This is a genomic window from Kamptonema sp. PCC 6506 (assembly GCF_000180455.1).
Lineage (GTDB): Bacteria > Cyanobacteriota > Cyanobacteriia > Cyanobacteriales > Microcoleaceae > Kamptonema > Kamptonema formosum.
Window position 1 is genome coordinate 1 of sequence record NZ_CACA01000227.1, and the last position, 22,020, is coordinate 22,020.

The 22,020-nt window shown below is 46.2% G+C and carries 21 protein-coding genes; 8 read left to right on the top strand and 13 right to left on the bottom strand.

What is annotated here, in order from left to right:
• Nucleotides 1-66 precede the first annotated feature (66 nt).
• Together OSCI_RS11865 and ftsZ are read left to right on the top strand one after the other, a co-directional pair.
• Complete coding sequence (locus tag OSCI_RS11865; RefSeq protein WP_007355194.1) at nucleotides 67-933, top strand: cell division protein FtsQ/DivIB; 867 nt, start codon at nucleotides 67-69, stop codon at nucleotides 931-933.
• Nucleotides 934-1,076: 143 nt separating this feature from the next.
• Nucleotides 1,077-2,339, top strand: a complete 1,263-nt coding sequence (gene ftsZ, locus OSCI_RS11870) for a cell division protein FtsZ (RefSeq protein WP_007355195.1) — start codon at nucleotides 1,077-1,079, stop codon at nucleotides 2,337-2,339.
• A gap of 94 nt (nucleotides 2,340-2,433) precedes the next feature.
• Here the strand turns inward: ftsZ and OSCI_RS11875 are convergent, their stop codons facing one another.
• Nucleotides 2,434-3,213, bottom strand: a complete 780-nt coding sequence (locus OSCI_RS11875; protein ID WP_007355196.1) for an MBL fold metallo-hydrolase — start codon at nucleotides 3,211-3,213, stop codon at nucleotides 2,434-2,436.
• 104 nt (nucleotides 3,214-3,317) lie between these two features.
• Between OSCI_RS11875 and OSCI_RS29900 the strand changes: the two genes are divergently transcribed.
• The gene (locus OSCI_RS29900) at nucleotides 3,318-3,500 is read left to right on the top strand and encodes a hypothetical protein (RefSeq protein ID WP_148288936.1); all 183 of its coding nucleotides are present in this window, start codon (nucleotides 3,318-3,320) and stop codon (nucleotides 3,498-3,500) included.
• A gap of 145 nt (nucleotides 3,501-3,645) precedes the next feature.
• Here the strand turns inward: OSCI_RS29900 and OSCI_RS11880 are convergent, their stop codons facing one another.
• Both OSCI_RS11880 and OSCI_RS31965 read right to left on the bottom strand, forming a co-directional pair.
• Complete coding sequence (locus tag OSCI_RS11880; RefSeq protein WP_007355197.1) at nucleotides 3,646-4,254, bottom strand: fasciclin domain-containing protein; 609 nt, start codon at nucleotides 4,252-4,254, stop codon at nucleotides 3,646-3,648.
• A 612-nt stretch (nucleotides 4,255-4,866) separates the two neighbouring features.
• On the bottom strand, nucleotides 4,867-5,001 hold the full coding sequence (locus OSCI_RS31965; protein WP_007355198.1) for a hypothetical protein: 135 nt from the start codon (nucleotides 4,999-5,001) through the stop codon (nucleotides 4,867-4,869).
• Nucleotides 5,002-5,082: 81 nt separating this feature from the next.
• On the opposite strand from OSCI_RS31965, the gene OSCI_RS29905 reads away from it, so the two are divergent.
• The 4 genes from OSCI_RS29905 (at nucleotide 5,083) to OSCI_RS11895 (ending at nucleotide 10,497) form a co-directional block, all read left to right on the top strand.
• The gene (locus OSCI_RS29905) at nucleotides 5,083-5,232 is read left to right on the top strand and encodes a hypothetical protein (RefSeq protein WP_155523433.1); all 150 of its coding nucleotides are present in this window, start codon (nucleotides 5,083-5,085) and stop codon (nucleotides 5,230-5,232) included.
• 62 nt (nucleotides 5,233-5,294) lie between these two features.
• The gene (locus tag OSCI_RS11885) at nucleotides 5,295-9,371 is read left to right on the top strand and encodes a CHAT domain-containing protein (protein ID WP_007355199.1); all 4,077 of its coding nucleotides are present in this window, start codon (nucleotides 5,295-5,297) and stop codon (nucleotides 9,369-9,371) included.
• Nucleotides 9,372-9,649: 278 nt separating this feature from the next.
• Complete coding sequence (locus OSCI_RS11890; RefSeq protein ID WP_007355200.1) at nucleotides 9,650-10,021, top strand: hypothetical protein; 372 nt, start codon at nucleotides 9,650-9,652, stop codon at nucleotides 10,019-10,021.
• A 278-nt stretch (nucleotides 10,022-10,299) separates the two neighbouring features.
• Entirely contained in the window at nucleotides 10,300-10,497 is a 198-nt protein-coding gene (locus tag OSCI_RS11895) for a DUF2949 domain-containing protein (protein WP_007355202.1), read from the top strand.
• A gap of 79 nt (nucleotides 10,498-10,576) precedes the next feature.
• On the opposite strand, the gene OSCI_RS11900 is transcribed toward OSCI_RS11895, so the two are convergent.
• Entirely contained in the window at nucleotides 10,577-10,819 is a 243-nt protein-coding gene (locus OSCI_RS11900) for a hypothetical protein (protein WP_007355203.1), read from the bottom strand.
• 122 nt (nucleotides 10,820-10,941) lie between these two features.
• Between OSCI_RS11900 and OSCI_RS11905 the strand changes: the two genes are divergently transcribed.
• On the top strand, nucleotides 10,942-11,448 hold the full coding sequence (locus OSCI_RS11905; RefSeq protein ID WP_007355204.1) for a hypothetical protein: 507 nt from the start codon (nucleotides 10,942-10,944) through the stop codon (nucleotides 11,446-11,448).
• Nucleotides 11,449-11,597: 149 nt separating this feature from the next.
• On the opposite strand, the gene OSCI_RS11910 is transcribed toward OSCI_RS11905, so the two are convergent.
• The 9 genes from OSCI_RS11910 to rimP all read right to left on the bottom strand — a co-directional run bounded on the left by OSCI_RS11910 (nucleotide 11,598) and on the right by rimP (nucleotide 21,637).
• Nucleotides 11,598-12,659, bottom strand: coding sequence for a YgfZ/GcvT domain-containing protein (locus OSCI_RS11910; protein WP_007355205.1), 1,062 nt, complete (start codon nucleotides 12,657-12,659; stop codon nucleotides 11,598-11,600).
• Nucleotides 12,660-12,748: 89 nt separating this feature from the next.
• Nucleotides 12,749-13,129 (bottom strand): hypothetical protein, encoded by a 381-nt coding sequence (locus OSCI_RS11915; protein WP_007355206.1) that lies wholly within the window; start codon nucleotides 13,127-13,129, stop codon nucleotides 12,749-12,751.
• A gap of 71 nt (nucleotides 13,130-13,200) precedes the next feature.
• Entirely contained in the window at nucleotides 13,201-14,043 is an 843-nt protein-coding gene (locus OSCI_RS11920) for a transglutaminase-like domain-containing protein (RefSeq protein ID WP_007355207.1), read from the bottom strand.
• Nucleotides 14,044-14,745: 702 nt separating this feature from the next.
• Nucleotides 14,746-14,970 (bottom strand): hypothetical protein, encoded by a 225-nt coding sequence (locus OSCI_RS11925; RefSeq protein ID WP_007355209.1) that lies wholly within the window; start codon nucleotides 14,968-14,970, stop codon nucleotides 14,746-14,748.
• Nucleotides 14,971-15,063: 93 nt separating this feature from the next.
• A complete protein-coding gene (locus OSCI_RS11930; protein WP_039962200.1) occupies nucleotides 15,064-15,426 on the bottom strand; it encodes a hypothetical protein in 363 nt (120 codons plus the stop codon).
• 284 nt (nucleotides 15,427-15,710) lie between these two features.
• Nucleotides 15,711-18,854, bottom strand: coding sequence for a translation initiation factor IF-2 (infB, locus tag OSCI_RS11935; RefSeq protein WP_007355210.1), 3,144 nt, complete (start codon nucleotides 18,852-18,854; stop codon nucleotides 15,711-15,713).
• 277 nt (nucleotides 18,855-19,131) lie between these two features.
• Nucleotides 19,132-19,518 (bottom strand): YlxR family protein, encoded by a 387-nt coding sequence (locus tag OSCI_RS11940; protein ID WP_007355211.1) that lies wholly within the window; start codon nucleotides 19,516-19,518, stop codon nucleotides 19,132-19,134.
• A gap of 194 nt (nucleotides 19,519-19,712) precedes the next feature.
• Entirely contained in the window at nucleotides 19,713-20,996 is a 1,284-nt protein-coding gene (gene nusA, locus OSCI_RS11945; RefSeq protein ID WP_007355212.1) for a transcription termination factor NusA, read from the bottom strand.
• A gap of 179 nt (nucleotides 20,997-21,175) precedes the next feature.
• Nucleotides 21,176-21,637 carry a ribosome maturation factor RimP gene (rimP, locus tag OSCI_RS11950; protein WP_007355213.1) on the bottom strand — a complete coding sequence of 154 codons (462 nt, stop codon included), beginning with the start codon at nucleotides 21,635-21,637 and terminating at the stop codon, nucleotides 21,176-21,178.
• Nucleotides 21,638-22,020: the final 383 nt, after the last annotated feature.

Sequence of the window (22,020 nt, forward strand, 5' to 3'; positions counted from 1 at the left end):
GTGGGTAATTTTACGAGGATCTGGTTAAATTATTAGGGGAAACGGGAGGCTAGGAATAAAGGGTAGATGGCGAGTTTTGCATCAGTTTCTCAAACGGAGTTAGGGCGCAGGCGCGACCAGTTGCGCCGCCAGAGGCGCTTGAAATTGGTTCAGGGAATTTGGCAAGCATTGGCAGTCAGTACCTTTGCTGGGGGTTTGCTCTGGGGGATCGCTCAGCCGATTTGGTTGATTACCAAACCGGAGCAGGTTAAGGTTGAGGGCAATCAGTGGCTTTCTGACCGTGCGGTGATGTCTTTGTTGCCGCTGTCTTATCCCCAGTCTGTGTGGGGCATTCAGCCTCAAGCTCTGGCTAAAAAACTGGAGTCAACTGGGCCGATCGCTAAAGCAAAGGTGATTCGTCATTTGTTTCCCCCATCTTTGAGGGTAGAAGTGCAGGAACGTCTGCCTGTGGCGATCGCTCAACCTGGGCTCGCATTAACACCCACACAGGAAACACAGAAGGCTGGCTGGCTCGATGCCAATGGGGGCTGGATGCCTTTGGAGAGCTATACTGCGGATAAGCGATCGGGTAGAGTCTCTGAAGGCGGTAGTGCCTCTAAGGGAGCAGGAAGCTCGCACTCTATGCCTACTCTCAAAATCATCGGCCGCTTAGAACTCTATCGCGTCTATTGGCCTCAATTTTACTCTGCACTTAGTCGCAGCCCTGTGAAAGTCTTTGAGGTTAATTGGCAAAATCCGGGAAATTTAATCTTGATGACGGAACTGGGTATTGTACATTTGGGGCCTTACAGTTCCCGAATGGCTGAGCAGCTTACTGTTTTGGACAAGATGCGGCAATTGCCAAAAAAACTGGATTCAAGCAAAATTGGTTACATCGATCTGAAAAATCCAGCTTCGCCGATGATTCATATCCCGGAGCAGGAAAAACAGTAGATGCGATCGTTGGCTTCGGGCCCAACTTAGCTTACAGTTAAGTATCAACTTTTTTGTTGTGGATTTACACCCATTAAAAAAGTTGTCCTTAAGAATCCCCGCGTCTTTAGACCGGGGAATGTCAATTATCATCCCCGATTCTAATGACTCTTAATTATAGACAAGGGTCTGGCCAGGACAGCACCCATTCGGAAGAACAAGCAAATTTTACCCTGGCAGTAGATTCTGCTAATCCCTTTGGACGCAAGTCTGGGATATATTTAGGAGATCCTAATATCGATATTAAAGCCATGCCCCGCGAAGAATCTAGGAGTGGCGATATTGTGCCAAGTAGTGCAGCAAGAATTAAAGTGATTGGTGTTGGCGGGGGTGGGAACAATGCCGTTAACCGCATGATCGCCAGCGAAGTTGCAGGTGTGGAATTTTGGACGGTGAACACTGATGCCCAAGCTTTGTCTCTGTCTAATGCCCCTAAACGCTTGCAAGTAGGACAAAAGTTGACTCGCGGCCTGGGGGCAGGGGGCAATCCTGCCATTGGTCAGAAGGCGGCTGAGGAGTCTCGCGATGAGATTGTTAATGCTTTAAGCAATTCTGACTTGGTTTTCATCACGGCTGGTATGGGGGGCGGCACTGGTACCGGTGCGGCTCCGATTGTGGCTGAGGTGGCTAAGGAAATGGGAGCTCTGACAGTCGGTGTAGTGACGCGGCCTTTCACTTTTGAGGGTCGCCGCCGTACCAGCCAAGCGGATGAGGGCATTGCTGCTCTGCAAAGCCGCGTGGATACGCTGATCGTCATCCCGAATGATAAGCTTTTGTCTGTGATTTCTGAACAAATGCCTGTTCAAGAAGCTTTCCGTGTTGCGGATGATATTCTGCGGCAAGGGGTACAGGGCATCTCTGACATTATTACGGTTCCGGGCTTGGTCAATGTTGACTTTGCTGATGTCCGTGCTGTAATGGCGGATGCTGGTTCGGCTTTGATGGGTATTGGTTTGGGTTCTGGAAAGTCGCGGGCTCGTGAAGCGGCGATGCAGGCTATTTCTTCGCCTTTGTTGGAGGCTTCGTCGATTGAGGGCGCACGGGGTGTTGTTTTCAACATTACTGGCGGTACTGATATGACTCTCCATGAGGTGAATGCAGCGGCTGAGACGATTTATGAGGTAGTCGATCCTAATGCCAATATTATTTTTGGGGCAGTAATTGACGAGCGACTTCAAGGCGAAATCAAGATTACTGTGATTGCTACTGGTTTTTCGGGCGAGGTGCTCTCGGTGCCAACGGTTAAGGAGATTGGGGTACGCCGGTCTAATACTTCTAGTCCTGCTGCTACTCCAACACCCGATCCGAAGGTGCCGGCGGGATTGGATATTCCTGAGTTTCTCCGAAATCGCCGACCGCCAAGGTAGGGTTTTGTTAATTGTTAACGGTTAACTGTTAACGGTTAACTGTTAACTGTTACCAATTACTAATCTCTAATTTCCGATCCGGAAACTGGAATGCCTAAATTTTGTTGACGGGTGAAAATTCGATGGTTTCGCCTGGGGCGGGGGTTAGGAGTTGGGTGGGTAGTTCAGAGGCGGCGAGGCGATCGCGAAATTCTTCTACGCTGCCAATTGTCTTAATTAACATTGGTAAAATACCACTGGCTCGAATGTCGCCGAGGGCAGTGGGTACGAAATATCTAGGTTTTAAGGTTTGGGCGAGGTTGAGGGCTTCTGTTGGCCCCATGATAATTTGTCCTAGAATTGGGAAGATTTGACCGATGACAGGTGCGATCGCGACATCAATTCTTCCTAGTCGCTCTTTTATTCCCTTAAATGGTGAAAAGTGCGGTTCGTAATAAATTGTCTCGTCGTTAGTTAAGTCTTTAAGCAAATAGCCGTTTTCTACCTGGCCCGGTTGGATTTCTGCTCCGGGAACGGCGATAATTTGTAATTTATCTTGGATAAACTCTTGCCAATTTGACAAAGATGCGATACTTTTATAACCTAAACTACTGAGGACTTTGGTAGCAGTAGGAGAGGCAACAGCAGGAATGGTGCGATCGAGTTGTTTTAAAGTAGGTTTGTGACAGTGATCGTCTAGACCTTGAGTAATGAGAATTAAGTCGATTGCTGGTAAAGTATCCGGCGTAAAGGCTGGGGGCTGGACGCGATCGGCGCTAAATAACCAGGGTTTGCCGTAAAATACTAGAGGATCGACTAGCCAGGGATCGATTAAGACTGTTTGGCCTGCGATTTGTAAGATCCAAGAGTTGAGGTCAATTCGGGTGAGTTTCATTAATGTTAAGGGTTAGTTGTTGGTGGTTAGTTGTTTGGGGAGCATCCCTTTTTTGAAAAAGACCTAACCCCCAGTTTCCCCGATCGACAAGCTGAGTAGATTAATTGTCGAAAGGATTAATTAAATTTGGCTATTCACCCACACTAAGCGAAGGATATAACTGGTTTGGCAGGATTAGGGATGTTTTGAAACTACGATCGCAACAGAATGCAGGCGCGATCGCGATCGGCGGTTTTAACTTTTCCCACTGTTTGTTACTTAATTCCCCAAGGCTTCATGAGCGTTAAGAGCTAGCGATCGCTATTTTCCAGAATACAACAACGCAAGAAAACACGCCCTACCCCCTTTTTCCCTGGCATCTAACCTACTAAAAACTAAAAGGCGCGGTAGAATCGCGCCTTTACAAACTCAGAACTTAGCCTGCTGCTTAACTTAGAACAAATCAGGAGGCAAAAGCACCTTATTAACTAAAACAATCACCCCATTGGCAGTGCGGCGAGACGACTGTATTACGCTAGCGTCATTCAGCGTCACTTTATCGCCAGTCTCATTAAGCTGAATTTTCACGGGCATACCTGCGGCAGTTTGCACCACACCGGCCTCTATTTCCTTGGCAGTAACTTGACCCGCAACTACGTGGTAGTTCAGCACCTTAGCCAATTTGTCCTTATTCTCTGGTTTAAACAACTTCTCCCGGATGTCCGCAGGTAAAGCTGCAAACGCTTCATCTGTTGGTACAAAAACAGTAAACAGCACCTTATTGGGGTCTGCTTGGTCTTTTACACGGAAGTTGTCAGTTAAACCAGCCTTTTTCACAGCCTCAGCAAAGGCTTGGAAGTCTCGGTAATACTTGATTGCCGAATCCAATTCGCCAGCAATCGTACCGTCAACGCTGCGGCTTGTACCACCAGAAGGGTTAAAGATACTGGCGGAGTAGTTGAACTGCGCCAACACCGGTACAGTAATCAGGGCGCTGACACCAAGAGCAGCTACAGCACCAGTGAGCTTTTTAATCCAATTTGTCTGATTTTGGGAATCCATCGCTTTTTTCTCCAAATTACGGCTGGATGCCCCCTGATCTTATCCTCTCAGAGCTTGAACCTTTGTTTGCTGAAAGACCACATCCTTGAGCACATAAGCAAAGGAAAGCTTTTGCTTGGGTCAAAGGCGAATTTTATAGCTGTGCTTGTATGGCATAGCTGTTACTCTAAGCTTTGACATCTATCCGTGTATATAAAAAGATTCTACATGATGAGGGGTGAAATACATAGAGGGTAATAAAGATTTTTTATAAAACTTAAATCTATCGAGAATTTGTTTCCCCTGGAGAGGGAAGTGGGATACAATGGCTGTGGGGTTACACCCCCCACGCAGGGTAATTGTAAATATGTTAAGGGTGTCGTTCGGTCGCTCGGCAGAGAAAAAATTTTTTGGCATCTACAGTAAAAAGTAACAACTCGAAATCCAGAAGAAACGAGTAAGAGACAAATCAGGAGCTATACAGGGCATTGAGTTTGCATCTCTCGCTGTGCTTTTCCCATGACGTAAGCACGAACTTGAAAAGCACATCGAACACCTGCGCCAAAAAATAGCGAAGGAAAGCGATCGCGTGGGTTCAGACTTCCTGCATCAAGGTTTAACCCAAATTGCTAGTTAATTCTGCCCGATCCAGGCACGGGCGGCAGAAGAGTTAAACGGCACGACATCTACCAAGTCAGTGATACTCAAAATCTCGCTAGCAAGAAGCTGCAAATTATCTACTCCTTCTTGCTGAATGCGATCGGTCAAAAGAGAAAGTTATTTGTTGAAGTCTCAGGCTACCTGTGATTTCAAACTTTACTTGGTTAGGCTATTGGTATCACTCTTTGAATGTCATTACTCATTGGTCTAGGGCTTACGCAAAACCACCATTTTCCGTTGCAAAGGCAAGTGCCTGCGGGTAGCGCTTACGAAGCGAAGCAAACCCAAACTTTGATTTTTTGCGATCCGTCGGTAAGTCCTGTGATGATGAGTGAGTAAAAACAGACTAATACCTGCTAGAGGCTTAGGAAATTCCTCGGCAATATATAAGGTTGAAAGCGATGAAACCTGAACGTCATATTTATCTGCTAGTAACAACGTTTCCAGCCCCCAATAAAACCTTTAAAAAACAAGAGAATGCTGGCTATCGGTTGTGGGATCTTGGTAAGAAATCCTCTTTTCTACTACCTCTTGCCTCTTGTTTGCTGCCATCTTTAGTACAGGCTCAGCCTATTGTGCCAGCAGCCGACGGTACGAACACTACCGTTACCCCTGAAGGAAATCGCTTCAATATCAGCGGGGGTCAATTATCTAGAGATGGCTCGAATCTGTTTCACAGTTTCCAGCGATTTGGTCTTTCTCAAGGTCAGATTGCAAACTTTCTTTCCAATGACACGATTAGAAATATTTTAGCTCGCGTCACTGGCGGAGAAGCCTCAGTTATTAATGGCTTAATTCAACTTACAGGAGGTAATTCTAACTTATTCTTAGTCAATCCAGCCGGGATTGTATTTGGGCAGAATGCTCAACTGAATGTACCAGCCTCTTTTACCGCTACCACAGCCAGCGGTATTGGATTTGGTGACAACTGGTTTCAGGCTTTTGGGGCTAACAATTACTCAAATTTACTGGGAACACCGAGTGCTTTTGCTTTCCCAAATTCCGATCCAGGGGCGATTGTCAATGCTGGCAATTTGAGAGTCGAAGCAGGTCAGAATATAACCTTGATCGGCGGTAGTGTAATCAGTATCGGCACTTTGGAAGCACCCGGTGGCACTATTACTTTAGCTGCTGTTCCTGGCGAGAAAATAGTACGGATTAGCCAAGAGGGGCGGCTGCTAAATTTAGAAATTGCACCTCTGTCGGTAGAATCAGGAATTTTAACTCCTGATGCCAGAAATTTTATGCCACTTTCTTTGCCGCAAATGTTGACAGGTGAAGGTAGCAGCCATGCAACAGGAATATCAGTTAATACGGACGGGCAAGTGGTACTCACAGGTGGGATGCCTGTGCAGGAGGGGGCGGTAATTGTGGCTGGTAATATAGATGCTTCCAGTTCAGATCGAGTGCCAACTTTACACATGGGAGGAACCGTTGAAATTTTGGGCGATCGCATTTTCCTCAATAGTGCCAAAATTGACGTTTCAGGTATTAATGGTGGCGGCACAGTCAAAATCGGCAATGGGAAAATAACTACTAATTCGGAATTTTTAAATGCACCAGAAATTCATGTCAGTAGCGATTCTGAGATTGCTGCTAACGGTGGAGTTAATGGTAATGGCGGCGACATCACCATCGGTCGATGGGGAGGTTTAGCGACAACTGATTTTAAGGGTCAAATTAGCGCACGCGGTGGCAGCAATTCAGGTGACGGTGGCACTATTGAAATTTCAGGCAGCGGTACTTTTGCCGGCACTGTAGATTTAAGCGCTACCAACGGCAATACTGGCAGCATCCAACTTAATTCTGAAAATATTGTAGTTGCGCCAGATTCAACAGATAGCCAACAATTAACTGACAGCCAAAAACTGATAATTCCTCAAACAACACTGGAAAATATAACCGCTAATGCTGATGTTGTCATCAAGGCTAATAACGATATTACTATTAACAACTTAGGGGAAAGACCGATCAATTTAAACCCTAATCGTGAGGCAAGATCGATGGCATTTGTCGCCGATGCCGATCGCAATGGGATTGGATCGTTTTCTACAAGTAACTCTCAATCGGCAATTTTGACCAATGGAGCCGCACTGAGTATTTCCGGTCAAAATTTAACAATTGGTAAAATAAATGCCAGTGGTGGAGCTATTAACCTGACTGGGAATGATATTAGTTTCAGGGGTGGAGAAAGTTCGATTTCCAGCACTGGCGGCTCGATCTTGATTGCGCCAAGGACGGCAGAACAAGCCATACAAATTGGTGGTGTTGCACAAAATATTCCCAATACCCTAAATCTGGAAAATTCAGATCTGGCAGCTTTGGATAACGGCTTCAAAGCAATTACAATTGGTAGATTAGAAGGTAGAGGTGCAATTACGGTCAATGCGGTGCAAGTAAATGACCCCCTAACCTTACAGTCGCCTGCCGGAACTGTCGCAGTTCAAGGGGAAATTATTGCCAAAGATGATGCCTCTGTGACTATAAATGCACAGTCAACGACGTTGAATGCCAATATTACGACTAACAATAGCGATATTAATATTAATAGTGCAGTAACTCTCACCAATGATGTTTCTTTGAAAACGGGTGAAACTGGCGGAAATATTGCGATTTCCTCGACATTAAACAGTAAAGAAAATGCAGCTCATAACCTAGTCTTAAACGCAGGGACAGGCAATATTACTTTTAAAGGTGCAGTAGGTACTGGCCAAAATCAACAACTAGGAAATCTTTCAATCGAAAGTGCTAACAACGTACAAGCTGATGCAGTTATTGCAGCGGGAAGCGTGCAGCAGTCAGTAGGTGTTGGTAAAACTACTCTTGGTGAAGTACAAACAACAGCTCCTAATGGTGTTGATATTACTACAGGTGGTGACATCCAAACGGGAAATATTACTGCTAATGCCGGTGATATTCGCTTGACAAGTCAAACTGGAAATGTCACCGTTGGTATTCTCAATTCATCTGCAAGAGTGCATGAACGTTCAGGCAATATTAATGTAAATGCTGCTGGTCATATCAGCGCAGGTTCAGTTATTTCCTTTGGCTTTGAACGGGGAGGAGATATCAGTCTCACCAGTAAAAATAGCGGTATTGCAGTGGAATCCATTAATGCTGGAAGTAAAAGCGGTAACACTGGTAGTGTCCATGTAAAAACGGCCCAGTATTTCCGGGTTTTGAATGATGAAACAAAGGTGGAAAATCCTACTTTAGCTGTTCACAGTCAGCAAGCCAAAGTTAACAGTCCACAAATAACTGACACCTACGCTTCGATCGTGCAAATAGAGCAAATTCGCAGTCAGGAAATAGGGAATAAACTTGCCGTTAATGTTAAACCATTGAACGGTCATAATATCCAAGCATCCCTCACTACAATTGCACAGCAAACGGGGAAAAAACCAGCCGTAATTTACGTGGTATCTCGCCCTGAACAGTTAGAATTAGTGTTGCTAACTCCCAATGGTAAGCCGATATTTAAAAGTATACCCGCTGCGAATAGCGATGCACTGCGGCGACAGGTACAAAAGTTAATTGGTGGAATTAGTCACCGTCCTGATGAAAGTAGCGCCAACAGTTATTTAAGTGCTTCTCAACAACTTTATCAGTGGTTAATTGCACCTTTAGCTGAAGATTTAGAAAAGCAGAAAATAGATACTCTGGCTTTTTCTTTAGATCCAGGAATGCGGAGTTTGCCTTTGGCTGCTCTCCACGACGGGAAACAATTTTTAGTGCAAAAGTATAGTCTCGGTTTGATTCCCAGTATTAATTTGACTGATACAAGCTATCAAAATATTAATAATTTCTCGGTTCTAGCAATGGGTGCTTCGCAATTTAAAGACCCGCAAGTTGTACCTTTGCCTGCTGTACCTGTGGAGTTGTCTACAATTACGCAAGATAGGGGCGGTCGTTCTTTCTTAAATCAAGAGTTTACTTTAGATAATCTCAAGGCACAACAATCTAGGGGACAATTTGGAATTATTCACTTAGCAACTCATGGCTCTTTTGACCCAAGTATGCCGAGTAATTCTTATATTCAAATGTGGGATGGAAAACTGCGGTTTGAGCAGTTGCGGGAGTTAGGAAAGCAGCGGTTAGAGTTATTGGTTTTGAGTGCTTGCGAGACGGCTTTTGGTAGTCAAGATGCGGAGTTAGGTTTTGCAGGTTTGGCAGTACAGTCGGGTGTTAAGTCAGTATTGGCGAGTTTATGGCAAGTTGATGATGCTGGTACTTTGGGGTTGATGAGTGAGTTTTATCGCCAGTTGAGTTTGCAAGGGTTGACTGTAAAGGCGGAGGCTTTGAGACAGGCGCAAATTGCAATGATTGAGGGCGATTTGCGCGTGGAGGGAGGGCAGTTGCGAAGTACCAGTCGCGGAGGAGAGGCTGTTAGTTTGCCCTCAAGTGAGGGGCAAGTTGTAGCGAATTTATCACATCCTTATTACTGGGCTTCTTTTACGATGATTGGTAGTCCTTGGTAGGTGGTTTGATAACTGAGTTGGTAACGAATTTAACTGATGAGTGAGTTGGTGGTAAGTTTTTACACATTTAAAACCTGAATATTAATTCACTTATCAATTCCAAAACATAACAACTTTTGATAGATGTCAGTTTATTTGTGCCTGGCTATAATTAATCTATAGCAACCGCAAGGTGGTTAGGGCATTCTGGGTTCTTGAAACCCTTAATTCTATTCCCTTCTTCCCCTAGTCCCTAGTCCCTAGCGCCTAGCTATACAGGATGTAAATAGGAGAAATTGATGATGAATAAAGTTATCACTGCTCTGCAACTGAGTGCAATTTTGCTGGCTTTGATGCCTGCTGCTCAAGCACAAGAAACTGTGCCGCAATTAAGTCAAATTGCTGAACCGACTTTATCGGGGGATTCGCTGAGGACGGTTGAGGCGAGAACGCTGGATTCTGATTACCAAAATTTTATCTCTCAACCAGAAAACAGGAGGAATTCTACTGGTAATGGTGAGAGTTTGGGGGATGAGTTTCGCATCCAACTGGGTCAGGATGTAGATGTTGTTACCAGTCCTTCTGATGCTCAGCGTCAAGGAAGTCCTTTACCTGCCAATCAAAGTAATAATGGCTCTGATGCGTCGGTTCAGCTTCAGTTAGGGCTTTAGCAATCTCAGCCAATTTTAGGTGGTGTTTATGCAATTTTGGAAGTTTGGTTTGAGGAGAGCTCCCTGGAAATAGGGGAGCTTTGCTTTATATAAGCTCCAAGAACTTTTTATAAGTAAGCGATTTGTGACCGGGATCACGCCTTTAGCTTTACTTTATCACATGATGAAATGGCTTTTTATCACAGAGATTTACACGGTTAGTATTAAAATTAAATTCAGTCAGTTTCTAATTAAACTTATTTTGTTACATCAATTTACAAAACGGTGGAAAAGTTACTATGAAATCTACAACAGAGGCTCAATTGATTAATTTTTTACGAGGGGAATTGGCGATTCCGATGGCTGCGATCGCGATCGCTCTCCGACATGGAGATCGGGATGTTAGCCAATTACCGATGATTCTTTGGCAGTATGGGTTGGTGAGTTTGGAACAGTTAAATACAATCTTTGATTGGTTGGCAACAGTAAGTAATTAAGAAGTTGGGGAGCTTGAGAGTTAGTGGAGTTTGAGCTCAGTTACAATTAATTAATCTGAGATTTGAAGTAGACTTGATATTACTTAGGGTTGAGGCGTTTAGAAATTTGGCTAACTATACCGCTAAGAATCGCTCCTCCCATAAGAATGCCAATTGCTGGGGTAAATAAGGGCTGCCACAGTGAATACCAAAGGTCAAAGCCGAGGTTTACCCCGACTGAGCGTCCAAAGACTGCGATCGCAAACCATCCAAAGCTGAGCAAGACTAAGAATACATTAGCTACTAACAAAATATTTAGCCAATTGAGAAATTTATCTTTCATTGTTCCCTCTATTGATTCATAATTGAACTATCCCTGGGCTAAAGCCAAGGGGCTTTGATATCATTTTGATATCATTTTCTTATAAGATATCATTTAATTGTTGCTATACAGTCTGTGAAAATATGGTTCGCTACACACTTGCACAAAGCCCAGAAGTTATTCTGACTGTCAAGGGCAGAGATTCAGTCAAAGCTCGCGAAGAAGCGATGGATCAGCTCATGGAACTAATGGACGCAGGCTCGCTCACTACGGAGCTCAAGGAGGGATTTGGGCCAAAGCAATTTATTGAGGTGAAAGAACCCGAAGATAGTGGTTCTGAGGAGGAGGACGGAATTACTCAGGCTGTACAAATTCTCAGTAATCTAGCTACTCTGAAGCTAAAAGTTATGGAATCTCGCGATGAAGCCCTCAAGGTTCGGGCTGCGATCGATATTCTATTTACGGATGAGGCTGTAACTGTTGAAGAGATTGCGAACCTCAAAGATGGCTTCAAGGTTCTTAAAAATTTTGCTCAAGCTAATGTTCGGTACCGAGAAGCTAGAGCAAAAGCTGAGGATGCTCGTGCAGTTCTCGATGCAGCTTTGCAATCTAATGAACCCGATGTTAAACAATCAAATACTGGGAAGTAAGTAAAAGGAAAAAGAACTTAGTCAGAGGATTGTATTTTTGTAGGAGCGAAGCATTCACGACTAAAATCTATTGTATGTTATAGATCGGATCTGGTCGCAATGCTTCGCTCCTACGGATATATTTACAAATCACAGCAATTTTAATTTAATTAAGTCGCCGACAACAAAAAGGGTAAATCCACAACTTCTCCTTCAATTTCTCCTACCTGTACTTTCAAGCCTTCACCGCCAGCTTTAGTACGGATATAAGCAAGACCAAAAGGCCCATCATCAGTCACAACAAAACTGGTTAGCTTCCCAACTTTTTCTTCTCCAATTGTCACCGCTGCACCCACCTCTGCCTCACCGCTCAAACGAAGGCCCCAAAGCTGTTGTTTCACTCCTTTATATGTATTTAAACGAGCAATTGTTTCTTGACCGATGTAGCAGCCTTTATCATAAGAAATAGTATGTAAAAGACGAGCTTCTAGAGGGTTATATTCATCTGTGAGTTCAAAGTCGGGAGCTGGTCGTCCTTGCTCGATTCGCAGGTGTTCCCACACGCGATCGCCTGCGGGAATTGCTCCATTTTGTACTAATTTATCCCAGAGATTTGCTGCCTGGTTTCCATCAACAATAATCGTATAGCCGCTAGTTGCTAAACCGCTACCAACAACAACGCGAATACTACTTTCAGTGGTAGTATTTTCTATTAGTTTGTGAGTGCCGTAAGGTTTGCCTTCAATACCCGTTATCCCCAATTTATCTAATAGTTTATTACTATGGGGCCCAATCAAACTAAAGGTAGCAGTAGCATCAGTTACATCTTTAAGTTCCACTTTATCCATTGGGAAAATATATCGATCTAGCAACTCTAAGAGTTTTTGACGGCGGTTAGGGGAAACTAGCAGCAGAACTTTATCTTCTGTAATAATCGCGGTGGCAAGATCGATTGTCCGGGCGGTAGAGGTGACAAAAACGGTGTCACAGCCTTGTCCCGGTTGCAGGATATTGAAATTGTTGGTACTTTGGTTATGTAAGAAGCGGAGGCGGTCTTCACCTGAAACTTCTAACCGTCCCCAGTGAGTGCGATCGCACAAGATAACGCCTTGGCGCGAGGCTAAAATAGCCTCAGCATCATTGCCAAAACTAACAGGGACATTTGCCTGGGTAACTGAGGAAATAAATTCTGCACCTGCGGATGCTTGAATGTCGCGCAATTCTTGAATCATAAATTTAATTAAACAGATTAAATTATTCAGCCGTTCACAGTTAGCCGTTCACAGTTAACAATTAACAATTAACAATTAACAATTAACAATTAACTAGGCAATTGTGCAAACATATCCTGTACTAATTGACTGGCTTTTGCCTCAAGCCGGTTCCAATCGACGTTACCAGTTTCCTCAATTAGACTGGTGTCTATCTCAACTTCTACACTTTGGTTTTCTACGTGAGTGAGAGTGTAGTTACTAAAGCAAACTTGATAACAAAGTTCCCACAAATCAACGCACATTTTTTGGTCTTGATGTTCTAAGCATAACTGATAGCCGGGCACTGGGAGCTGCACCTCTTGATAAGTACCTTTCCAGACTGATTCATCTAACTGTTTGCGAATGTTATCGATCAGTCTGATCAAGGCTGGCTGCATCAATAGTTCAGCCTGCTGCCACGCGATCGCGTTAGTTATTTTTGGTTTCATAAGAAATAATGTGGAAACCCCTTCTTTGAAATTGAACTGCACTAACCGCAGTTTACGCAAAAGATATAATATTAAGCAATAGCGATCGCATTTCCTCTACCCTGGGAATCATCCTGCGAGGCCTTACCTTCCGCCACTTCCGCAAATACCTTCATCTCTTTCATCTCTACCGTACCAAAGAGAGTCCCAAAAGATACATCTGCGGCATCCCTACCCGTACCAATGCGGATAATCCCATTTAGAGGTACAAGCCGCGTCGCATCGAACAAATACCAGCGATCGCCGAGGTAAGCTTCAAAACAAGCGTGAAAATCCGGCGGTTCCAGCTTATAAGCATAAGCCGAGACAAAACGAGCAGGTATATTTAATGCTCGACAAAAAGCAATTCCTAAATGGGCGAAATCGCGGCATACGCCGGCTCTTTCAGTTGCAGTATCGTAAGCCGAAGTCTGCGAATTTGTACTCCCAGACAAGTATTTTACTTTATCATAAATCCAATCACAAATAGCCATTACTCTCGAATATCCCGGCTGTAACTCTCCAAACTCAGACTCAGCCAAACCCGCCATTAAATCTGACTGGCAGTAGCGGCTAGGATAGAGGAAATAGAAGGTTTCCGCAGGCAAATTAGCTGGGTCGATTTCTGCGATCGCTTTATCGTCAGCATAAAAGTGGGATAATTCTACCACTGCCCGATACCCAATTTCTAAATCTCCCGGTGTTGCATTTACGCGGATGTAGCGGTTTCCCTCTAGAGGGCTAATATATTCCTCAACTTTTAGCGGTGGCTCTAATTTGAGTTCTTCGTGTAAAATTTTTTGACTGTTAGTCTTGACTGCCTGGATATTAAATATCATTGTTGTGGGTTGAACAAGATTATATTTGAGTTGACAGCCAATGTTAAATTTTTGCATAAGATTATGTAGCTTTAGATATTGAATATTGTAGCGGGTTAATCACTGGAAGCGATTCTAACCAAAGTATGAAACTAAAGTATGAGAACGATCGGCAATAGTCTTGCTTTTAATATTAGGTTAGGTAGGAATTGCCGAGGGTTGCGATCGCAATGCAGCGAGGTTTCCTGTAGCCTAAGTTAGGCGCGATGCTCACTTTAGGGAACTAAGAGATAAATCTTAAACCGCGCCGTAAACCCACACTTACCTCAGTAGACATTAAGGGAATTAAATAGGATTTTTTACCTATTTACCAGAATTTTTGTAGACTACGAGCGGGAAACCTAAGACGATTGCTAGCTAATATCTTTACCAACATTCTTGTAGGTTAGCATCAGCAAATCAAGATAGGATGACGATCTTCCACCAGAGTTTTTCGTATACAGGACTTACGCACCCAACCAAAGAAACCTGGTTTTTTGACGAAAATACAGCAGTCACCAAGGCGATTAGGAGACGCTCGATTGCTGGAACCCACTTGTTCTATTCCCTTCTTTCACGCTTCCCCTAGCCCTGAGCATCGTAGCCCCTATCTGCGACCCACAGATGCTATCAAAAACCCGGTTTCTGGTACTCCATTAGTTCGTTAGGAACCACGCGCACAGTTAGCCGAACGACTGCACGCCGAAGTCACAAGGCATCGCCCCGCTCTGTTTGCTAAATTTAGTAAGCCAAAGTTTCTAAAGTTTCTCGCAGATAGCTGCGAACTTGCTGGTCAAGGGTGACAGTTTCTGGATGCTGCTCAATATCGCGCTCTAGCTGCCACCGTTGAAACCCAGAACTTGCCGCACTTGCTTGTTTCAAGCTTTCCCACATTTCTGAATCTTCGCGAAGTTGGCCTAGCGATGGAGCTTGATATTCTTGAGGAGTAGATGCAGAATTAACCATAGCTTTAATTTCAATCGCTTGTCTGGACTTAAACGATAGCCTTGACTTAGCCTATCTAAAAAAATTATACAACAAAAATCGGCAATAAAATTATTATTCAGAAATGAGTCCTGACTCTTCTTTATCCAGGAATTTTAATGCGATCGCCTCTATTGGCGTTGTTAAGAATATTGCTGTATCAGAGGCTACAAAGGGTGAATTTGAGGCATTTCTCAGTCTCAAACCGTATTTTTGATAGTTACAAAGTTTTGAGTTTTGAGTTTTGAATTTTGAGTTAAACAGAAGAGTTGCGATCGCGAGTTCATAAACCTTTCCAAAATGGAAACCCATCCCCTTTATGGGTGGGAGGAATTTTTGGGGCTGTCTTCCGCCGTGAATCGTTTTTTCCATTACCGCCTTGGGGCTGTTTAGTTCGGTGTGATGAAAGTGATGTACTTTCGATGGGACAATTACCATCTCAAACCTCACAACCCTGTACGCATAATGATTTGCTCTTTCGAGCCTCCCTTGCGGGGTAAAGTTAGCTTCGCCAATGTTTTGAGAGCTTGTTCAGCTTGCAGCACTGTTTCAGTGACCTTAAAACTGTTTAACTACAAACGACAGGGCAGGGGACTAGCTTCGCATCCGCCTGGTGTCTTGACTCAAAAAACGTAGACCTCGAAAGTCTTAGGCTGGTCAGTATGGCTTGTTTTGACTTTCGCCTTGCAAGCCCATCCCCTTTAGGGGTGGGTTACTGACCACTATTGAGAAAGCGTCCGTCGCTTCGTCACCATACGGTAGGCTTCAATAATGTCGCCTTCCACCCAACTGTTAAAGGCATTGAGGGAAATACCGCATTCGTAGCCTGCGTTGACTTCCTTAACATCATCCTTCATCCGCTTGAGGGAATCCAGTATGCCTTCATGAAGGACATTACCTCCTCGGCGTACCCGCACCTTACAATTGCGAATAATTTTGCCAGAAAGGACATAACAGCCAGCCACAGCCCCGCGACTGATGGGGAATACAGTTCTGACTTCCACTTGGCCTAGAGGTTCTTCTACCAGTTCCGGTTCCAGCAGACCTTCCATTGCCCCTTGAACGTCGTCCAAGAGGTTGTAAATGATGTTGTACTCCCGGACATCTACACCTTCGCGATCGGCAGCTTGACGCGCACCGGCGGCGAGGGTAGTGTTGAAGCCAATAATCACGGCTGCACTGGCTGCGGCTAGGTCAACGTCTGTCTCCGTAACTTCTCCAGGTGCAGCTAGTAGCAATCTAAGCTGCACTTCTTTCTGAGGTAGTTGTCGCAGGGCTCCCACGATCGCCTCGACTGACCCTTGGACATCTCCCTTGAGGATCAAATTGAGTTCCTTGAGTTCTCCTTCCTTGGCCTGTTGGGAGAAACCGCTGAGACTGATCCGTCCTTGTAACAGACGAGATTCTCTGGCTCTATCTACTCTCGCTCCCGCGATCGCAGCAGCTTCCTTTTCATTTTGGAAGACATCGAACTCATCCCCAGCACGGGGAACATCTCGCAGACCCAAGATTTCGACTGCAAAGGACGGGCCAGCGGCATCTACCCGCTTACCTCGGTCATCAATCATCGCCCGCACCTTACCCAAAGCGGAGCCAGCAACAACAATATCTCCTACCCGCAGGGTGCCATTTTGTACCAGCAGCGTCGCCACTGGCCCTCTTGCCTTATCGAGGTTAGCTTCAATCACCGTTCCCTTAGCAGCGCGGTTTGGGTTGGCATGGAGGTCTGCCACTTCTGATACCAGGAGAATCATCTCCAAGAGCGTATCCAGGTTTTCCCCTTGGATAGCACTGACCGGCACCATAATCGTATCTCCACCCCAGTCTTCTGCAACCAAGCCGTACTGGGTGAGTTCCTGCTTGACGCGCTCCGGTTGAGCGCCTTCCTTGTCTACTTTGTTAATTGCCACAACAATTGGCACTTCGGCAGCTTTGGCGTGGCTGATCGCTTCAATCGTCTGAGGTCTTACCCCATCGTCAGCCGCTACTACTAGCACGGCGATATCTGTCACCCGTGCCCCGCGCGCCCGCATAGCGGTGAAAGCTTCGTGACCAGGAGTATCCAAGAATACTACCTGCTGCATCTTGCCTTCGTGTTCCACGTCTACGTGATAAGCACCGATGTGTTGGGTAATACCTCCTGCTTCTCCCTGAGCCACCTTCGTTTTGCGAATCGAGTCGAGCAAAGTAGTTTTACCGTGATCGACGTGACCCATGATCGTCACTACAGGCGGACGGCGTTGCAGGTTGTCCAAATCTTCCTCAGAAAGCATTTCAATTACTTTCTTGGCTTCGGCTTCTTTCTCGGCGGTTTCCACCGGGATACCCAACTCTTCAGCGACGACGTGAATCGCGGAAATGTCAAGAGTTTCCGTGATGCTGACTGCCATTCCTTTAGAGAACAGCCGCCTGATAATTTCAGTTTCAGCAACGGCAAGGGCGAGGGCCAGTTCTTGAACAGTCATCGGCCCGCTGAGTACCAGTTTTTCTGGGCGTTCTGCCTTAACTTCCGTCGCTTGGCGGCGGTTCCCTCGACTTTGACCGCGCTCGGAACTACTAGAGTCTCGTGGTGCTCCCGGTTTTTTATTTTTGGCAGAGGATGGGCCTGCTAAAGCTGCCACAGGAGCGGCTGCTTTAGGTGCGGCGAAGCCTTTGGGCTTAGAGGGTCTCGCTAAGGAAAGGCTGACCACGATCGGTTCTGGCATTTCCAAACCACCATCGGCATCATCGTCGTCTTCGTCGATCGGCGGTTTAATGCGAGTGCGTTTGCCCTTGGCTGCCACTTTGGCTGCCTTACCTGGAAAATCTGGGCTTTCTTCGTCGTCTTCTTCCCATACCTGGGCTTTTTTCGCGGGACGCGGCAGAGTTGGCCGATCTAGCAGAGATATTTCGACTAGCGGCGTATCTTCTTCCTGTTCGTCGCGGTCATCTCCAAGAGCGGCTGTGTCACTGGTACTACCCCGGCGATTGGGTGCGATCGCACCTGGCATCGCGGGAGCATTTCTCCCTGGGCCCGGTCGTCTTGGTTCCTGAGCGGGTTGCGGCCGAGTGGGAGCTGAACCTTCCCGGCGCGGTCTCAAACCTTCTGGAGCTTCACCTCCAGGCGATCGCTGGCCGCGGCTGGGCCGGGCTGGTTTGGCGGGGTGATCCCCGGATTGTCCCGCTTCTGACTGCTCTTGGTCAGTTTTTGCCTGTTTGAGTACCGGCCGAATCCCCTGATTTCCTGGGGCGCGGTTCGGATTGTCATCGGGTCTAACTGGTGGAGATGCGAGTTTCGGCAACGGCGGCGGAGGTGAATTTGTCGCCCTCGCCTGTACTGGAGCCGGAGGGTTGTGGTGAACTACATCTAGAGGCACTATTGCCGGCGCATTTGATTCCCCTGAGTCTTCACCGCCATTTTCCGGCGCAACTCCAGGGGGATTAGCACTCGGCTTTGAGGGAATAGGTCGATTGATGTTGGGTTTGGCGGGGGGCTGGAGCTGAGTAGCTGGCAGTCTGGGGGGAGTTGCCGTTGAAGGCTGGGGGGTTGTGTTCTCCTCATTGCCGGACTGCTTAGAATTTGCACCTGGGCGCACTTTAGGTCTACGTATTTCTAAAATTTGCTGTTTTTTGGGGTCATTAGAACGGGGGCCAGTTTCTCTAGACGGGGAAGCAGCCCGGTCAGGGGGGGCTGGCTTTCCAGGAGCAGAGTGGCTGGCTACGTATTTTTCGGCTGTTTTGCGAATACGTTCAGCGTCTGATTCTGTAATCGTGCTGCTGTGGCTCTTGACTGAAATATTGAGCCCCTCACAAACCGCCAAGATGTCTTTATTATCCAAATTTAGTTCCCGTGATAACTCGTAAATTCTTACTTTGCCGTTGTTCATCCACTCTAGCCCTCTCAGTGCCAACCAGTTTTTACATTGCAATCTACTCTAATGACAACATCGTTTTATTGAGATTAGTGTCAAGAATCGGGGCGCGGGCACTCTGCCAGCGGGCCCGTCGTTTGGACGCAACCTACTGATGTCTGCCGCGAGAGTTGTCTCAAGTCTTTGTAGGAATCTGTGAATTTTGAAGTTTTAGTCCCGGTTTTAGCCGGAATTTGCTTTCGCTATTCGCTGTTCCCGATTGAGCATACCTCTGTTGGTACCCTGCCCTTATCTAATCTGACACAAATCTTTTAAGACTGGTGGGTGGATCGGATCGGGGTTTTGGTGCTGGCTCTGCTGGAAATTCTTCACTACCCCTAGATGGGGTTTGTGTGAAGGGCCCGGCAGACAGCGTATGGGAGGGTGGGGAAGGGGTGGCTAAACGTTGCCAAAGTGTTTGGTACATTTCGTTAGACACAGATGCTTTGAGCGATCGCCCAAGTCGATTTTTTTTTTGAGCTGCTTTGAGGCACTCTGCTTCCGGGCACAGGTAGGCAGAACGACCCATACCCATATCTAATTGTACCTGATGACAAGGATAGAGCCTGACTAATCGCCAAAATGCTTCTTTTGGCCCTAATTTTCTGCAACTGATGCAGCGGCGGTAGTTGGGTTTCATCTGTTTTTGTGTGTGAAGAAGGGGCTAGGGGCTAGGGGTTAGGGGCTAGGGAAGAGGAAGAGGAAGAGGGAAGAAGGAAAGAGGAAAGAGGGAAGAAGGAAAGAGGAAGAAGGAAAGAGGAAGAAGGAAAGAGGGAGAGGCTTTTTCCTTTCTTCCCTTCTTCCCCTAGTCCCTAGTCCCTAGTCCCTAGTCCCTTAGACGGCGGTTTCGGTTTCGTCAAGTTCGCGATCGCTCTCATCAAAATCTGATTCGTCAGTTTCTTCACTGTCTTCGTCAAAATCTGATTCGTATTCTTCGGCTGCGAGTGCTAACCTCGAAGCTTCTGCTGCTAACTTGCTGTCTTCAGCGGCGCGATCGTATTTGGCAATGTCTTTAATATCTATTTTCCAACCAGTCAGTCTAGCTGCTAGCCGGACGTTCTGCCCTTCTTTGCCAATGGCTAAACTAAGTTGGTCTTCAGCCACAAGGATATGCGCCCGCCGCCCTTCCGGGGCCACTAGGCGCACTTCGTCTACCCGCGCTGGACTTAGGGCGTTGGCAATATAGGTGGCGGGATCGGGAGACCACCGGATCACGTCAATTTTTTCCCCTCGTAATTCGTTGACTACTACCTGAATCCGCGATCCCCGTGCGCCAATGCAGGCTCCTACGGGGTCTACGTCGCGATCGAGGGTATCTACGGCAATTTTGGTGCGGGGGCCAACGTGCCGGGAGGGGGGGTTTGCTTCCCGTGCTACGGCGACAATTCGCACTACCCCATCTTCAATTTCGGGGACTTCGTTGGCAAATAGATAAACTACTAAGCCTGCGTCGGCTCTAGAGACCACTAGCTGAGGGCCTCTGGTAGCACCTTCACCGACTTTTTTTAGGTAAACCTTAAAAGTGGCATTAGCACGGTAATTATCGTTCGGTAATTGTTCTCGCTTAGGAAGTTCAGCTTCTACTTCTGGCTGGCCAAAACCGCTGCTAACAGCGAGGATCGCTGACTGTCTCTCAAATCGCAAAACTCTTGCCTGGAGGACTGTTTCTTCTAAGTCCTTAAATTCTTCTTGGATCATTTTGCGCTGCTGGTCGCGCAATTTTTGGGCGAGAACTTGTTTGGTTTGGATGGCCGCCATGCGACCGAAGTCGTTTTGATCTGGGGTTACATCGAGGATAACTGTGTCTCCGAGTTGAGCTTCGGTGGCAACTTCTTGTACTTCTAAAAGTGCGATTTGATGGTCAGGGTTACTGACTTCTTCGACTATACTTTTAGTAGCTAAAACACGAAATCCTTCTTCTTCAATGTCGAGTTCTACTTCAAAATTATCGAAGTATTCTTCACTAAAATGATCGAGGCGCTGCGTGCGACGGTAACGCTCGTAACCTTTGACGAGGGCTTCGCGCAAGGCTGCTTGAACGGCGTGTTTCGGTAAGTTTCGCTCTTTGCTAATAACATCGACCATATCTTTGAGTCCGGGCAAAGAAACCATTGACATATAAAAATCTCCTGTTTTGGGAAAATGGTAATTGGTAATTGGTAATTGGTAATTGGTAATTGGTAATTGGTAATTGGTAATTGGTAATTGGTAATTTAGTGGCAGTCAACAACTAACAACTAACAACTAACAACCAACAGTTAACAACCAACAGTTAACAGTTAACAATTAACAATTAGCTATCTAGGTTCGTCTAATTGGACTTGGGTAATCAGGGAGCGGGGAATGGCGATTGGCCGCCCTTTTTGATTGATGTAAACTGCTTTCTCGTCCCGGCGGATTAGTTGTCCTACCCACTCTTTTAAGCCGTTGTAAGCTTCAGATGTTTTGACGATTACGGGAAATCCTTTAAAGGATATGAATTCGCGATCGCTTGCTAGTGATCGCGAAAGGCCGGGACTAGAAATCTCTAGTACATAAGCGTCGGGGAGGATATCTGCCATATCTAACTTTTCTTCGAGGGCTTTACTCATCCGTTCGCAATCTTCCAAACCTGTGTCTTGCTGCGGGTTGCGGATGTCCACTCGCAGAATGGGAGGGTTCTGGTTGGTGTGAAATACTGCCCCCACTACTTCCAATCCCAGTGTTTCCGCAAGGGGGGTGGCTAAGTCGATGATTTGTGGGATCAGGGGATGAGTCATGTCGATATTAGGAAATTGGGGACTACAGGGCCGGGAACTGGGAAGAAGAAAGAGGGAAGAAGGATATTCTCCCTCTTCCCTCTTTCCCTCTTGTTTCCCTTGTTTGCTATGAGACGTGAGTCGCTCTCTCTCTCTACTAAGGGTTTCGCCGTGTCTCGTGAGGCAATCCAACAAAAAAAGTGGGCTAGACCCACTCCCAGGTGAAACGATCTTCCAAGAAGTTTGAGGGCGAATTGAGTAGGATTCGCCTCAGTTTTTATTGTAACGGGAGCGTTGTGCTCTCTGCCACTTTCTCGTGGTGTGCGTTCGGAGATGGATAAGGAGGCGATCGCGTAGGACTTTACGGGGGAAGAAGGGGCTAGGGGCTAGGGGCTAGGGGAAGG

Excerpts from the sequence above, each read along its gene's own strand:
- OSCI_RS11910 (WP_007355205.1), bottom strand. The coding sequence starts at position 12,659 with ATGATTCAAGAATTGCGCGACATTCAAGCATCCGCAGGTGCAGAATTT.
- OSCI_RS11915 (WP_007355206.1), bottom strand. The coding sequence starts at position 13,129 with ATGAAACCAAAAATAACTAACGCGATCGCGTGGCAGCAGGCTGAACTA.
- OSCI_RS11885 (WP_007355199.1), top strand. The coding sequence starts at position 5,295 with ATGAAACCTGAACGTCATATTTATCTGCTAGTAACAACGTTTCCAGCC.
- OSCI_RS11900 (WP_007355203.1), bottom strand. The coding sequence starts at position 10,819 with ATGAAAGATAAATTTCTCAATTGGCTAAATATTTTGTTAGTAGCTAAT.
- OSCI_RS11920 (WP_007355207.1), bottom strand. The coding sequence starts at position 14,043 with ATGCAAAAATTTAACATTGGCTGTCAACTCAAATATAATCTTGTTCAA.
- OSCI_RS11925 (WP_007355209.1), bottom strand. The coding sequence starts at position 14,970 with ATGGTTAATTCTGCATCTACTCCTCAAGAATATCAAGCTCCATCGCTA.
- OSCI_RS11875 (WP_007355196.1), bottom strand. The coding sequence starts at position 3,213 with ATGAAACTCACCCGAATTGACCTCAACTCTTGGATCTTACAAATCGCA.
- OSCI_RS11940 (WP_007355211.1), bottom strand. The coding sequence starts at position 19,518 with ATGAAACCCAACTACCGCCGCTGCATCAGTTGCAGAAAATTAGGGCCA.
- OSCI_RS29905 (WP_155523433.1), top strand. The coding sequence starts at position 5,083 with ATGTCATTACTCATTGGTCTAGGGCTTACGCAAAACCACCATTTTCCG.
- ftsZ (WP_007355195.1), top strand. The coding sequence starts at position 1,077 with ATGACTCTTAATTATAGACAAGGGTCTGGCCAGGACAGCACCCATTCG.
- OSCI_RS11905 (WP_007355204.1), top strand. The coding sequence starts at position 10,942 with ATGGTTCGCTACACACTTGCACAAAGCCCAGAAGTTATTCTGACTGTC.
- infB (WP_007355210.1), bottom strand. The coding sequence starts at position 18,854 with ATGAACAACGGCAAAGTAAGAATTTACGAGTTATCACGGGAACTAAAT.
- rimP (WP_007355213.1), bottom strand. The coding sequence starts at position 21,637 with ATGACTCATCCCCTGATCCCACAAATCATCGACTTAGCCACCCCCCTT.
- OSCI_RS11930 (WP_039962200.1), bottom strand. The coding sequence starts at position 15,426 with ATGGTAATTGTCCCATCGAAAGTACATCACTTTCATCACACCGAACTA.
- OSCI_RS11895 (WP_007355202.1), top strand. The coding sequence starts at position 10,300 with ATGAAATCTACAACAGAGGCTCAATTGATTAATTTTTTACGAGGGGAA.
- OSCI_RS11865 (WP_007355194.1), top strand. The coding sequence starts at position 67 with ATGGCGAGTTTTGCATCAGTTTCTCAAACGGAGTTAGGGCGCAGGCGC.
- nusA (WP_007355212.1), bottom strand. The coding sequence starts at position 20,996 with ATGTCAATGGTTTCTTTGCCCGGACTCAAAGATATGGTCGATGTTATT.
- OSCI_RS11890 (WP_007355200.1), top strand. The coding sequence starts at position 9,650 with ATGATGAATAAAGTTATCACTGCTCTGCAACTGAGTGCAATTTTGCTG.
- OSCI_RS11880 (WP_007355197.1), bottom strand. The coding sequence starts at position 4,254 with ATGGATTCCCAAAATCAGACAAATTGGATTAAAAAGCTCACTGGTGCT.